This window comes from Elizabethkingia argenteiflava (assembly GCF_009904105.1).
Taxonomy (GTDB): Bacteria; Bacteroidota; Bacteroidia; order Flavobacteriales; family Weeksellaceae; genus Elizabethkingia; species Elizabethkingia argenteiflava.
The window spans coordinates 1-13,831 of record NZ_JAAABJ010000614.1; the positions used below are offsets into that span (position 1 = coordinate 1).

At 35.7% G+C, this 13,831-nt stretch carries 10 protein-coding genes; all 10 read right to left on the reverse strand.

Features of this window, described 5'->3' with window-relative positions; translation table 11 throughout:
• Nucleotides 1-306: 306 nt before the first annotated feature.
• A complete protein-coding gene (locus GNY06_RS10505; RefSeq protein WP_166520030.1) occupies nucleotides 307-879 on the reverse strand; it encodes a hypothetical protein in 573 nt (190 codons plus the stop codon).
• A 435-nt stretch (nucleotides 880-1,314) separates the two neighbouring features.
• Complete coding sequence (locus tag GNY06_RS10510; protein WP_166520031.1) at nucleotides 1,315-4,053, reverse strand: PD-(D/E)XK nuclease family protein; 2,739 nt, start codon at nucleotides 4,051-4,053, stop codon at nucleotides 1,315-1,317.
• 269 nt (nucleotides 4,054-4,322) lie between these two features.
• The gene (locus GNY06_RS10515) at nucleotides 4,323-4,874 is read right to left on the reverse strand and encodes a threonine ammonia-lyase (protein ID WP_394350841.1); all 552 of its coding nucleotides are present in this window, start codon (nucleotides 4,872-4,874) and stop codon (nucleotides 4,323-4,325) included.
• 408 nt (nucleotides 4,875-5,282) lie between these two features.
• Nucleotides 5,283-5,714 (reverse strand): DUF4268 domain-containing protein, encoded by a 432-nt coding sequence (locus GNY06_RS10520; protein ID WP_166520032.1) that lies wholly within the window; start codon nucleotides 5,712-5,714, stop codon nucleotides 5,283-5,285.
• Nucleotides 5,715-5,723: 9 nt separating this feature from the next.
• Nucleotides 5,724-8,282 carry a DNA gyrase/topoisomerase IV subunit A gene (locus GNY06_RS10525; RefSeq protein ID WP_166520033.1) on the reverse strand — a complete coding sequence of 853 codons (2,559 nt, stop codon included), beginning with the start codon at nucleotides 8,280-8,282 and terminating at the stop codon, nucleotides 5,724-5,726.
• 54 nt (nucleotides 8,283-8,336) lie between these two features.
• The gene (locus GNY06_RS10530) at nucleotides 8,337-10,229 is read right to left on the reverse strand and encodes a DNA topoisomerase IV subunit B (RefSeq protein WP_166520034.1); all 1,893 of its coding nucleotides are present in this window, start codon (nucleotides 10,227-10,229) and stop codon (nucleotides 8,337-8,339) included.
• 133 nt (nucleotides 10,230-10,362) lie between these two features.
• Nucleotides 10,363-11,454, reverse strand: a complete 1,092-nt coding sequence (gene ychF / locus GNY06_RS10535; RefSeq protein ID WP_166520035.1) for a redox-regulated ATPase YchF — start codon at nucleotides 11,452-11,454, stop codon at nucleotides 10,363-10,365.
• Nucleotides 11,455-11,919: 465 nt separating this feature from the next.
• Nucleotides 11,920-12,228: a DUF493 domain-containing protein gene (locus GNY06_RS10540; RefSeq protein WP_166520036.1), complete on the reverse strand. Its 309-nt coding sequence runs from the start codon at nucleotides 12,226-12,228 to the stop codon at nucleotides 11,920-11,922.
• 91 nt (nucleotides 12,229-12,319) lie between these two features.
• A complete protein-coding gene (gene radC, locus GNY06_RS10545; RefSeq protein WP_166520037.1) occupies nucleotides 12,320-12,997 on the reverse strand; it encodes a RadC family protein in 678 nt (225 codons plus the stop codon).
• A gap of 151 nt (nucleotides 12,998-13,148) precedes the next feature.
• On the reverse strand, nucleotides 13,149-13,814 hold the full coding sequence (locus GNY06_RS10550) for an ABC transporter ATP-binding protein (RefSeq protein WP_166520038.1): 666 nt from the start codon (nucleotides 13,812-13,814) through the stop codon (nucleotides 13,149-13,151).
• Nucleotides 13,815-13,831: the final 17 nt, after the last annotated feature.

Below are 13,831 nucleotides of genomic sequence, written 5' to 3' on the forward strand. Positions count from 1 at the left end.
AGAAAAAGAAAAAATAATCGCCAATATTAAAACCCATCTCAGGAATAATAAAACAGCCAAGAATTATTATTGTTTTGATGAAGAATTATATAAACGAAGGTTCAATATAGAGAAAGCAAATGCTTGGTGCTTGGTTGGATAGTTTCAAATCATTATTAATACGATTTGAAACTTCTGTAATAACATGGAATTCTTTGCGTTATATTGCTTTTGTTATTTTATTCCGCAGAAAACTAATAGTTTAAACAAGTTCATTGTAAATTAAGTATTCAATTATAATACTAATTTTAAGATCGTGACTATAAGCTATTTCAACATTTTCACATCTGATTCTTTAATATTGTAATACTTGGCTACAGCATTATAGTCTTGATAATTTACAGGTAAGCTGCTTAGACCTCCTTTATTATAGCTTTTACTCGTTTTTGCAGCCATATTACCCGGTATAATAACAGCTCTAAATCTCTGATTATTTAAATATGGAACTACATAATTTTCTGGGTTAATTTTATTGAAAGTACCACCAATAGTAAACGTAACACCACTTATGCTAAAATCATAATTGAAATCAATTTCTTTTTGAGCAGTATTATCTGCATTCGATACATAATATGTTCGAGGAATAAAATGCCAAACATTTTTTCCATTTGCAATTCCATCTAGTCTATATATTAATACGTTGTCTGCTTTGTTAATGTTATGTTTAAAATCTTCATATTGTGCATAATAGTTTTGCTTTCGAAAAGTAACATTGATTTCTGTCACCAAAGCAACTGTGTCTTGGTCATTTTGAATTTGTGTATCGTTATTCCGATCACACGATACTGTGGTAAATAATATTGCTGTACCAAAAGCAAATGCTAAAATACTTTTTCTCATAAAATAAAGTTTTGTTTAAATAAGCAAAAAATATGCCCCCTCCATATCAATAGCATATTTGTTGGCTCATTTATTAAAAATAAAGGCGAAGATGCGTAAAGCTGGTTTTTAATATCTTACTATTCTTCTATTTCCAAAAATATTCATTAAAATTAAATATTTAAACTGGAAAAACTAAAAATATAAAGCCATCTTGGCTATACATATTATCTTATGTTATTTGTTTTCCTTTCATAGATGAATATTTTTTGAAGCCGATGGTCTTTAAATATCCTGATAAAAGTATCTGAGGTAGCTGATCGGTATTAAATTAAGGAGGCTTGCCATGTATCATTCCGCAATCAATGGTACGGGAGTACTCAAGCCCCTAATATATTGTATTTTACAAATCAAAGACTTCGCTAAAAAAAGAAAAAAATGACTCTATCTTTTTAGTTAAATCACAGATGGATTGGGCGGGGTTTCTATAAAATCTATATCGGCATTCAGAATCTCTAAAATAATGGATTTTACGGATTTCATGGGTAGTGCTAAATGGCTTTTATCTATGAATTCATTTCCTAAAATACTGAGCATTTTAGGCCCCTGCTCAGGACTTACAAAGCTCCATATACCACATTGAACTTGGTGATCCGCAAAAAGACCCGAGTGTAGTGCGCAATGGGCATAAATAACCAACTGAACCTCTTGCTTATATTTTTTATCAAAGAGGAATTCTTCGTCTTCTTTTTTAGGGTTGGGTTTTATCTGTAGTCCCCCCGCTTTAGCACTTTTATAGTCAATAATTCGCAGGTGACCATTCAGGCGATCAATTCGATCCACAAATCCATTAAAATGCACTTTTGGGTGTAATGTATTCTCCAGATAAAAATCGGCACAAATATTTTGTTCTAAAGCTATTATTTCTAATTCGGCTCCTTTTTCTACATCGTTTAAGTCTTTCTCAATAATACGGTGTAGTGTCCTGGCAGCTACCGATTTATGGATATAATTCATTCCTCTTTTGTAATAATCGGAGGAATGCTTTAATTTTTCAGTAATAATATATTCCAAAGCTTCCTCTACCCTCTCTTTCGTTTTTTGAAGATCGGCTTTACTTAATTTTTTATGAAGTAATGACTGATAGAGATGCTCCAAAGTATAGTGCACTAAATTACCAAAATTACGAACGGAAATCTCTTCCTCTAACTCTTCAGGCAGACGTGTATTGAGAATTTGATTTAAATAGAAATCGAGGGGATTATACAGGTAGGTATTAAGGTGAGAAGGCGATATCTTGTGTTTCCACTCTTCCAGTTTTTCCATTACCTGAGCTGTTTTTCGGATCTGTATAAGCTGCTGATTAAGAGGTGTAGAAGCACTATCCATTACAAAATTTTGAAGGGGGTGCTTACTTTCCATTTCAATTTGGGTAATGAAACGACTTTTTTCTCCTATGTTCAGGCCACTGGTCAGACCATTAAAAAGCAGATATACATTCCGGGCTTCTTGAATAAGGCGATAAAAATGATAAGCATAGATAGAATCGTTTTCTAAAAAGGTATTCATACCAAAATCTCGGCGTACATCAAACGGAAGATAGGTATTGTAAGTTCTCCCTAGAGGTAGTTTTCCCTCGTTCACCGAAAGCATAATCACATTTTCGAAATTGAGCAGACGGGTTTCTAGCAGTCCCATCAACTGGAGCCCCGAGAGTGGTTCTCCCTCAAAGTCTATGGTATCCGTACTCACCATTTGGTTTACCAACACCTCCAAAGCAGTAATATCGAGCAGAAAATCATATTGGGATAATTGATTTTTCAAACTTATAAATGCTTTTTCAAAACGGGAAATATTTTCAAAATCGATATCGCTAATTTGTCGCCGCTTACAAGTTTCGCAGAATTCAATTAAAAGACTAAGATAGGTATAATAATCAACGGGTTTTATTAAGATAGAGAAATAAGATATTTTGCTTAGGAGTTCATAAAATAGTTTTTTGGAAATATAGATCAGATTTCTCTCTTCAAGCTGTTCTAGGAAAGCCTGGATAATAGGTGTATCTTGGGTGTGTGCAGGTAGTTCTTCTAAAAGAGGAAGTATATCCCCATAGTAATAAGCAGAGTCTTTTTTAGCCAATTGTTTCTGCAGATGGAACAACTTCTTCATCGCCACGCTAAAAGATAGATTTTTTAGAGGAAACCCCATGGTGATATTGAGACTTTTCACCAAATGCTGTAGGCTTTCTAAAGTGGGGGGCAGGAGATTTTCATCCAACAATACAATTGCCGTATTGCTCAATTCTGAATTTTCAGTTTTTAACTGCTCTAAGATATGAGGGAGTAGTTTGGTTTGGGCAATATTTCCTGCCACTTCAAAGACCTGAATATTCTTGGGTTCAGAAAAATGATTTTCTATCCAGTTGAAGGGTCTGGATTCATTAAATTCTTTCCAATGGATATATTCTCGCAGAAATTTTCCGGCCTCCTGACGTTTGTCGTCTATATAATATTCATCTGCTTGGAAGAAACATTCTGCTTTATCCCATTGTAAAAGGTTTTTTACCAATTTTTGCTCTATGGGAGTAAAAGCATTAAAGCCACAGAAAAGAAATCGGTCAGAAGTATTTTGTGTAAAGTTCTCCACTCTCATTTTTAAGTTTTCATGTATCATTCCCGGAGTAGCAAGATCCTCTTGGAGTAATTTCTTCTTAAGAGCAGGCAGAAAAACTTTCATTTTTTTCCAAAAGTTCAGATTACGCCGATGCGGTTTTTCTTCTCCCAATAGCTCCCCCCAATTCTTAATTCGCTCATCCGAAAACATAAAATCCAAAACCTGTGTGTCGCTTTTAGAAAACTTCAACATATCATCCCAATCTTTTAAAAGTGTGGGAAACCATTTTAAAAAGGATTGTAAATCTTCTGTGGCATCTATTTTTCGAAAAACTTCAAATGCGAAGAGCCAGAGCGAAATGCCTGAAATTTGTTGTAATCCTGAAATGTCACTAATCAGTTCATCTATGGTTTGAAATTTAGGCAGTATACCTTCATATTTTTTGTCGAGAAGAATTTTTTTGATAAAAACTACCGGGCGCTTACCTGGCAGAACTAAGGTACATTCATGTAGCGGTTTCTTTTGTCCGAGTAGCTTATCTATAATTTTATGGAGAAAGCTATGTTGGAGAGTTTCAGACATTTTTTTTTAAATTTAAAAATCTTTATTTTTTTGCAAATATCTATAAAAAAACATCATAAATCGTGTCCAATAGGATAAGCATTAGTGTTCAATGGTTTATCAAATCCTTTGTATTTAATTTTTTGCCAAAAGAACAGCAAATATAAAACATGATATTGAGATGTAGGACTCTAAAGTCTGGTGTAAGTTGTTACAGCTTCTCCTGATAATAAAGAAATCACTTGTTGATATTGTAGCTCTTTTATTTTTTAGCGGGTTAGAATATTTTTCTAAAAAGGGAGCTTGCAAAAGTCAACATTCCCTCCCGAAATAATAATTCCAAGCTTTTTATTTACAAATGAATTTCTTTCCCTTAAAAAGGCTGCTAATGCTACAGCAGATGAGGGCTCGCAAACTATTTTTAAACGTTCCCAAATTAATTGCATAGCACAAATGATTTCATGTTCCTCTACTCTTATTATTTTTTCTACACCTTTTTGAATAATGGGTAAATTTATAGTTCCCAATTGTGTTTTTAAACCATCAGCTATCGTATTGGTTTCCAAATTTGTTTCAATAACGCCACTCTTTAATGTACGATAGGCATCGTCTGCTTGAAATGGTTCACCCCCTATTACCTGACACGATTGTCCAAAATGCTGTGCCGAAATTGCTGTTCCAGCGATAAGACCTCCCCCACCAACTGGAGTAAAAATATAATCTAAATCTGGATATTCCTCCAATAGTTCTTTGGCTGCTGTTCCCTGTCCCAGTATCACATCCAATTCATTCGAAGGGTGGATAAATGTAGCACCTTGGGTCTCTCCAATATGCTGTGCCATATTCTCTCTCGCCTTAAGTGTGGGCTCTCATTCGATAATTTTACCCTGGAGCCTGTTTTTTGAAAATTTTCACATTTAAAGAAAAGATGGGCTCCTGTTATTTTATCGATAGACTTTGATGTGAAAACTGGAGTATTATGAATATAGGGTTTAATCCTTTGATGTGCTGAGATCATACTTTGCTTATACATAGATTTATATTTTTTATATTTTTAGCAGAATAGCAGTCTATTTACTAAATAGTAGGTGAAAAATCCATATTGGTGGACACTTTTCCGATGAGGATGGGTATAGTATTTTGGACTTTTTCATCTTTATTTTTAGACTTTCAAGTTATTTATTATAGTTTTAAAAAGCGACAAAATACCTAATGAATTAATTCTATGACTCTTAATGAGAATATATATTTCAGATATCTTTTATAAAAGCTTCAAATTCTTGATAAAATTTTTCAAAAGCCTCCATTTTTTGGACAAAAAATTCAAAAATTTCCTGCCATGAATTTTTGTTGAAAATACTAATATGCACTTTTTGTACCCAAATCCTACTGATAACCTTTCCATTTTCCAAAAAATATTGGGCTTCCATAACAGCGTCGGGAAGATAATCTTGTTTTAAAAAATTTTCCAGTGCCTGAATTTTTTCAAAATAGGCCTGTCTCAAAAGATCATCTTTCATTTCTATATTGAGGGAAACTTCTGCCTTTTTATTATCTGCATAGAATTTGAAAGAAAAATCTTTAACCTTTGTGTCGTAGAGTATCCACTTCCTGGGGAATGATTTGCCGAAAGCCGTCCAAAATTCCACCTTCAACTGTGCTGCTTCTTGCTTGGAGAACATGGCTTAATATTATTCAAAAAGGTTTCCTATAGTGCCCTCATCATCAAAGTTCTCATTGTGCTCTTCTTTTTCACTATGTTCTTCTTCCTCAGGTTCCGGAATACTGATATTTATACTGCGAATTTTATCTTTTGATAGTTGATTGCCCAATGCTTTAATACCTTTTACACTAATAAATTCGTCTACAGATAGAGTCTCAGGCTCTTTATCTTTCCCCTTTTCTTTACTGAAAATAAGAGTGGCCGTGGTATTTTTACCCGTGCCCACCCACTCTATAAAAGATTTGGGGTGTTCTGCCGGAAAAAATAACTGTGGATTGGTAGTATTTTCCATTAGAAAACGTTTTAGAAAATAGCGCTCTTTTTCGCCATCATAATAAATACAAGCGATGGGCTGATGAGGCCTCCATTTTTCGAGTATAATATATTCATCGTCAAATCGGTTCGATAGATCAAAATTAACCAAACGGGCCTCTCCTTTAGGGGTTACCAATAAAATTTTGTCCTCTCCTTTGAAGGTTCCTAAAAAACTTCCCCTTGCATCGGCATTCAGTCTGCGAACGGCTTCATCAAACCATATTTTTCGAGGTGCCAATGTAGAAACGCCTTCTTCTTTGAGCTCTATTTTCTTAATTGGATATTTGGTGACGAGATTGCCTTTGGAATCCCTTCCTTTAATGCCCAGTTCAGAGAAATCGACATCCAATTTATTTTTACGTATTCTGGCACTTGGTTTTAACACTACGTTTACCACCTCGGCTTCTCCATTAGCGTTTGCCGAAAAATAAAGTACTTCAGATCCTTTTTTATCCGAAGCCAGGTGATATTCATTATTTCGGATCACCCCCGTAACAAAAAAACGCTTCATATAATAAGGTCCTTCTTTGCCCTCTCTGTAAATCATGTTGTAAATAGTGCGCTTATCATTTTTCTTCCAAACGCCTACGTGAATAATATTTTTACCTACAAATGTTTTTGGTTCTGCTTTGGTTACCATCATGCTTCCGTCTTTTCGGAAAATGATGATATCATCTATATCCGAACACTCGAAAAGGAATTCATCTTTTTTTAAGGAAGTTCCGATAAAACCCTCTACTAAATTAGCATAGAATTTAACATTCGCCACTGCTACCTTAGTAGCATCTATGGTATCGAAAATTCTCAATTCCGTACGTCTCTCCTTTGTTTTGCCATATTTTTTCTGAATATTCTGGTAGTACGTAATGGCATAAGGTATAAGATGGGTAAGGTTGTGTTTTACTTGCTCCATTTTAGTTTCTAAAGCTTCAATATTCTCTTGTGCTTTATTCAAGTCGAAGCGGGAAATCCTTTTAATACGAATTTCGGTAAGCTTTAGAATGTCTTCTTGTGTTACAGCCCGTAAAAGATTTTTTGTATAAGGCTTAAGCCCCTGATCTATAGCTACAATAACCTCTTCCCAAGTCTCTTTCTCTTCAATCTTACGATAAATGCGTTTTTCGATAAAAATCCTTTCTAAAGAGGCGAAATGCCAGTTTTCTTGTAGTTCATTAAGCTCTATTTCGAGTTCGGTTTTCAGTAAATATACCGTATGATCGGTATTCATTCTGAGAATCTCCGATACATTAAGGAACATGGGCCGATCTCCTACAATCACGCAGGCATTTGGCGAGATCGTTACCTGACAATCTGTAAATGCATACAGGGCATCCGTAGTTTTATCAGGAGATACATCAGGATGAAGGTGTATCAGAATTTCTACTTTATCCGAGGTGTTGTCCTCTATTTTTTTTATTTTGATCTTACCCTTTTCATTGGCTTTAATAATACTGTCGATGAGTTCGCCGGTGTTTTTTGAAAAAGGGAGCTCTGTGATGACCAGCGTATGCTTGTCCTTCTGACCAATCCGGGCTCTGGCCCTGACTTTTCCCCCACGCTGACCATCATTATATTCGGATACATCTAACAGACCTTGGGTCAGAAAATCCGGATACAGCTGAAAAGGCTTCTTTTTAAGATAAGCAATTGAGGCATTGATGAGTTCGTTGAAGTTATGGGGTAAAATTTTTGTGGAAAGCCCCACTCCTATGCCCTCTACCCCCTGTGCTAACAGGAGAGGAAATTTTACCGGAAGATCTATCGGTTCATTATTTCTTCCATCATAGGATTTCACCCATTTTGTAGTTTTAGGATTAAAGACTACTTCTAGCGCGAAAGCGGTTAATCTGGCTTCTATATAACGCGCCGCTGCTGCACTATCTCCTGTGAAAATATTCCCCCAGTTTCCTTGGGTATCAATGAGAAGTTCTTTTTGACCAATTTGTACCATGGCATCTGTGATAGAAGCATCTCCATGGGGATGATACTTCATGGTATTTCCCACAATATTGGCGACTTTATTATAGCGTCCATCTTCTAACTCGCGCATGGAATGCATAATTCTGCGCTGTACAGGTTTCAACCCATCATATACTGATGGAATGGCGCGATCGAGGATAACATAAGATGCATAATCCAAAAACCAATCTTGATAGAGACCTGAAACTTTTTTTAAGGATTCTTCTGCGTGATTTAAGCTGTTTTCTTCCATTAATTATAAGGGGTGCAGTTTTCTGTTTTTATTAAAATTTAAAAATGCGGGGGACTATCCTACGTTAAGCGCTTCTTCCAGAGCTTCTTCTTTTTTATCCAGATCAGAATTTTCTACCACCAGGTTTTCCAAAATAAAATTTTGTCTGTCGGGAGTATTTTTTCCCATATAAAATTCGAGAAGCTGTCCGATTGTAGTGTCCTTCCCTATAACGACAGGTTCTAAACGAATATCTTTTCCAATAAAATGTTTAAATTCATCAGGAGAGATTTCCCCTAGTCCTTTAAATCGGGTGATCTCTGGATTTTTTCCCAATTCATTTAAAGCTTTTATCCGCTCTGCCTCAGAATAACAGTAACGGGTTTCTTTTTTGTTCCTTACCCTAAATAGGGGGGTTTGTAAGATATATAAGTGCCCATTTTTAATAACTTCTGGAAAAAACTGAAGAAAAAAGGTAATCATTAATAAGCGAATATGCATTCCATCTACATCGGCATCTGTGGCAATAATGACCTGATTATAGCGAAGGTCTTCTAGGCTTTCTTCGATATTAAGAGCCGCCTGCAATAGATTAAACTCTTCATTTTCATAGACTACTTTTTTGGTCAGGCCATAGCAGTTCAGGGGTTTTCCTTTTAAACTAAATACGGCCTGGGTTTCTACATCTCGACTCTTGGTAATGGATCCGGAAGCGGAATCACCCTCAGTAATAAAAATCATAGTTTCAGATTTCCGAGACGCTTTCTGATCGTTATAGTGCTGCCGGCAATCTCTAAGTTTTTTATTGTGAAGGGATACCTTTTTAGCACGCTCACGGGCTAATTTCTGTATCCCCGAAAGCTCTTTTCTCTCCCGTTCAGAAACGATGATTTTTTTGAGCAGCGCTTCTGCTGTCTCGGGTTCTTTATGCAGATAATTGTCCAGTTTATTCTTAAGAAAATCATTTACAAAAGTTCGTACTGTTACCTGGCCTGGTCCCATCTCATTACTTCCGAGTTTGGTTTTAGTTTGGGATTCAAAAACAGGCTCTTCTACTTTTATCGAAATGGCAGCAATAATAGATTTTCTAACATCGGCCGCTTCATAGTTTTTATTGTAAAATTCCCGAATAGTTTTTACAAATGCTTCCCGAAAAGCATTCAGGTGCGTACCGCCCTGAGTGGTATTCTGCCCGTTCACAAATGAAAAGTAAGTTTCGGACTGCGATTTATCAGAATGGGTAATGGCTACCTCAATATCATTATCTTTTAGATGAATGATAGGATAAAGAATTTCTCCATCAATTTCATCTTGGAGAAGGTCTTTAAGTCCGTTTTCCGAAAGAAAAACCTGTCCGTTGAATACGATTTTTAAACCCGGATTTAGATAGGAATAGTTTTTAAGCATCTTTTCGATGTATTCTTTTCTAAAACGGTAGTTGGCAAATATGGTATCGTCTGGTATAAAAGTGATTTCAGTACCGTTTCTCTCTTTGGTTTCCATTTCGGGATATTCCTTTACGAGAAGTCCCCTACTAAATTCGGCCACTTTGGTTTTACCTTCTCTTACGGATTTAACGTTAAAAAAAGAAGACAAAGCGTTAACCGCTTTACTACCTACTCCGTTTAATCCTACAGATTTTTTAAACGCTTTGGAGTCGTATTTTCCACCCGTATTCATTTTGGATACCGCATCGACTACTTTCCCCAAGGGTATACCACGACCGTAATCCCGGATAATGGCTTTACCCTCATCCAGTTTTATTTCGATTTTTTTGCCAGCATTCATCGCAAACTCATCAATCGAATTATCGAGAATCTCTTTTAGGAGAATGTAGATACCATCGTCGGCGGAAGATCCATCTCCCAGTTTTCCTATGTACATCCCAGGACGTAACCTTACGTGTTCCTGCCATTCAAGGGAACGGATATTATCTTCGGAATAGTTAACACTAGTGTTTTCAGACATTCTTAAATTGTAATAATGACAAAAATAATCATTTTTTATGATTTTTGGCTATTTATAGCTAAGATAAAAATAAAGAAAAATCCATAAAAAAAGCTTCCTATTGGGAAGCTTTTTTATTTATTGCTTTATTTTTTTATACATTAAACCTAAAATGCATAATGTCTCCATCCTGAACAATATACTCTTTTCCTTCTACCCCCAGCTTTCCTGCTTCTTTAATCTTGGCTTCTGAACCATAGTGGATATAATCTTCATATTTGATCACTTCGGCCCTGATGAAACCTTTTTCAAAGTCCGAATGGATGACACCTGCCGCTTGTGGGGCTGTCCAACCTTTCCCAATAGTCCAGGCTCTCACCTCTTTTACCCCCGCAGTAAAGTAAGTTTGAAGGCTTAACAATTGATATGCGGTTCGGATTAAACGATTTACTCCAGGCTCTTCCAGTCCCAATTCTTCTAAAAAGATCTGCCGCTCTTCAAAAGTTTCAAGTTCGTTAATATCAGCCTCTATCTGAGCAGCTAATACGATAATTTCTGCCTTTTCACTCTGGGCCATCGCCTGAATTTTCTCTATCCATGCATTTCCATTTTTAACGGAGTCTTCATCTACATTACATACGTAAAGCACAGGTTTGTTGGTGAGAAGCTGGATTTCAGCAATTACGCTGGATTGAAAGTCATTTGCCTGAAACTCTCTTGCATTTCTGCCGCTTTCCAAAAACTCCGAAAGTGTGACTAAAGTGTCGTAGGCTAAGACATCATCCTTTTTCCCCGATTTGGTGAGTTTCTTTGCTTTTTCTATAGCTTTAGATAAAGTTTCAAGATCTTTTAATTGAAGTTCTATATCAATAATATCCTTATCTCTGAGAGGGTCTACACTACCTTCAACATGGGTAATATTATCGTTTTCAAAACACCTCAACACGTGAATAATGGCTTCACATTCACGAATATTCGCTAAGAATTGATTGCCCAAGCCTTCCCCTTTGCTGGCGCCTTTTACCAAGCCTGCAATATCTACAATTTCCACAACAGCAGGTAAAACCCTTTCCGGTTTCACTATTTTTTCTAATTCAAATAAACGCTGATCAGGAACAGATACGGTTCCTACATTAGGCTCTATAGTACAGAATGGATAATTAGCACTTTGAGCTTTAGCATTACTTAGACAGTTAAAAAGAGTTGACTTACCAACGTTGGGTAAACCTACGATACCACATTTCATTAAAAAATAATTTGTGCAAAGATAAGGTTTAAACTTATATTTTAAAAAAAATCATTATTCTCAGAAAACTGTAAAAACCCTCAGATTGATACTAAGCTTAGAGATGGAAAAGAGTAAACACCAAGGATTCACTTTACAGAAATGTAATTTTTTTAGTCTTCATCTCTCTTTTTTATCTTAAGCCTTCACCGATTGTACTTTTACCCTTCTATGCTCTTTGTTGTATATCTTATTTAGTGTATCGGAAACAGCGGTTTTTTAGTTGTCATTTAAAATAAGTGAAGCATACTTTGGTAAATATGACCTCTATAATTATAAAGAATGCACAACACAGGTTTAGTAAAGAATTTATTGAAGCTCAGGGGGGCAAAATTTGGGTAGAGAGGGTGAGTATGGTACTGGAAGTACTTTTTATTTTATCCTCAACACTGTTCAAAACTATGCTGAAATGAAATAATTTCAATTTTATAACATAATCACTCCTTCAATTTTTGCGGTTGCTTTATAAAGACGTATAACATGGTCGGTATCTAGAACGAAGGCTACAATAGTACAGCTGATATATTTACCATTAGAACTTTCGCGGGTGGAAAATGTATTTTTAGTTCCGTCAAAAACTTTGTAAATATCCGTTAAAAGACTAGAATTGTTCTCTATAATAAATTTAAACGTGTAATCTTCTGGAAAACTATGATACTCTTCCAATTGTCCATGTAATTTTTTATAAAACTCTTCAGGATTGGGTGTCGTCTTAATCTTATTTTCTTTATTCATAATCTTATAAAAGTTATTCACCTCTTTTTTCAGGTTGCTGAATCATCCCGCAAGTTAGCGAAAGTTGAATGATAATCATAGCCCCTTAATTCTAAAAAATATTTTCGTCTTTAAAACTGAAAAAAAAGTTTTGAGAGATAATGACATGATCTAAAAGTTCTACTTGAAGAAACTCTCCTGCTTTTTTAATACGATGGGTAATCTGTATATCTTGCTGACTGGGCTTTATGTTTCCTGAAGGGTGATTATGGATTATAATAACAGCGGTTGCAAAATGAGCCAAGGCAATGCGGTATAATATTCTGATATCTACAATAGACTCATTAATACCCCCATGTGTAAGTCTTTCTTTATGGATGACTTTATTGCTCTGATTCAGATAAAGACACCAAAATTCTTCATGTTGAAGATCCGCTAAGTAAGGATGAAGGATTTGGAATACATCTTTACTATTCTTAATAACAGGTTTTTCCGGTATTTCCTGTAAAGCTTTTCTACGGCCCATTTCTAAAGCTGCAGCAATACTAATGGCTTTAGCTTCACCAATACCTTTAAACTTTATTAAGTCTTTAGTACTCAGTAAACTAAGTTGGTGCCAGTTATAATGCACGGAAGCCAATATACTTCTCGCGAGCTCTACAGCACTTTCCTGCTTGCTACCAGATCTCATAATAATGGCCAAAAGTTCAGCATCCGAAAGTGTGGAGATTCCCTTTAATAAAAATTTCTCCCGTGGACGCTCATCTTCAGCAAGGAATTTAAGGTTCATATTAATTTTTTTATAAATACAGCATCTGTATACATTCAACAGGCTAACTCCATCAGGACTCGCCCTCTCATATTTGGCCTGACTCCTTATTTTTTTCCTTACTGAACTACATCAAAAAATATTGAAAAGAGACTCTTGATAAGCTCTCTTTTTATACAATTTGCCCGTCTTTCATTACCAATTTACGGTCTGTACTTTCAGCAAGTCCTAGGTTATGGGTGACGATTACAAAGGTCTGATCGTATTTGTCGCGGAGGTCAAAAAATAACTGGTGTAGGCTATCGGCATTCTTAGAGTCTAGATTTCCAGTAGGTTCATCTGCAAATATAATCTTAGGGTCATTGATTAAAGCTCGTGCTACCGCCACACGTTGGGCTTCTCCTCCTGAGAGTTCTTTTGGTTTATGGTGAAGCCTGTGCGCAATTTTCAATTCATCGAAAAGCTCATGCGCCTTTTCTAAAGTATAAGCGCTGGGCTGATCTGCAATTCTTACGGGTAATAAAACATTTTCCAAAGCGGTAAACTCAGGTAAAAGCTGGTGGAATTGAAAAACAAAACCTATATTTTTATTGCGGAATTTGGATAATTCTTTATCGGACATCTCGAGAAACGATTTTTCATTCAATCGTATTTCAGTTCCGTTAGCTGTTATATTTGAGGGCGAATCTAAGGATCCCAAAATTTGTAATAAAGTAGATTTACCGGCCCCCGATTCTCCAACAATAGAAACAATTTCACCTTTAAAAATGTCAATATTTACTCCTTTTAATACTTCTAAAGAAGCATATGATTTGTATATATTTCTCGCTTTAATCATAATTCTCCAAAAATACT

Coding starts and splice junctions, on each gene's coding strand:
- GNY06_RS10505 (WP_166520030.1), bottom strand. CDS start 879: ATGAGAAAAAGTATTTTAGCATTTGCTTTTGGTACAGCAATATTATTT.
- GNY06_RS10510 (WP_166520031.1), bottom strand. CDS start 4,053: ATGTCTGAAACTCTCCAACATAGCTTTCTCCATAAAATTATAGATAAG.
- GNY06_RS10515 (WP_394350841.1), bottom strand. CDS start 4,874: ATGGCACAGCATATTGGAGAGACCCAAGGTGCTACATTTATCCACCCT.
- GNY06_RS10520 (WP_166520032.1), bottom strand. CDS start 5,714: ATGTTCTCCAAGCAAGAAGCAGCACAGTTGAAGGTGGAATTTTGGACG.
- GNY06_RS10525 (WP_166520033.1), bottom strand. CDS start 8,282: ATGGAAGAAAACAGCTTAAATCACGCAGAAGAATCCTTAAAAAAAGTT.
- GNY06_RS10530 (WP_166520034.1), bottom strand. CDS start 10,229: ATGTCTGAAAACACTAGTGTTAACTATTCCGAAGATAATATCCGTTCC.
- ychF (WP_166520035.1), bottom strand. CDS start 11,454: ATGAAATGTGGTATCGTAGGTTTACCCAACGTTGGTAAGTCAACTCTT.
- GNY06_RS10540 (WP_166520036.1), bottom strand. CDS start 12,228: ATGAATAAAGAAAATAAGATTAAGACGACACCCAATCCTGAAGAGTTT.
- radC (WP_166520037.1), bottom strand. CDS start 12,997: ATGAACCTTAAATTCCTTGCTGAAGATGAGCGTCCACGGGAGAAATTT.
- GNY06_RS10550 (WP_166520038.1), bottom strand. CDS start 13,814: ATGATTAAAGCGAGAAATATATACAAATCATATGCTTCTTTAGAAGTA.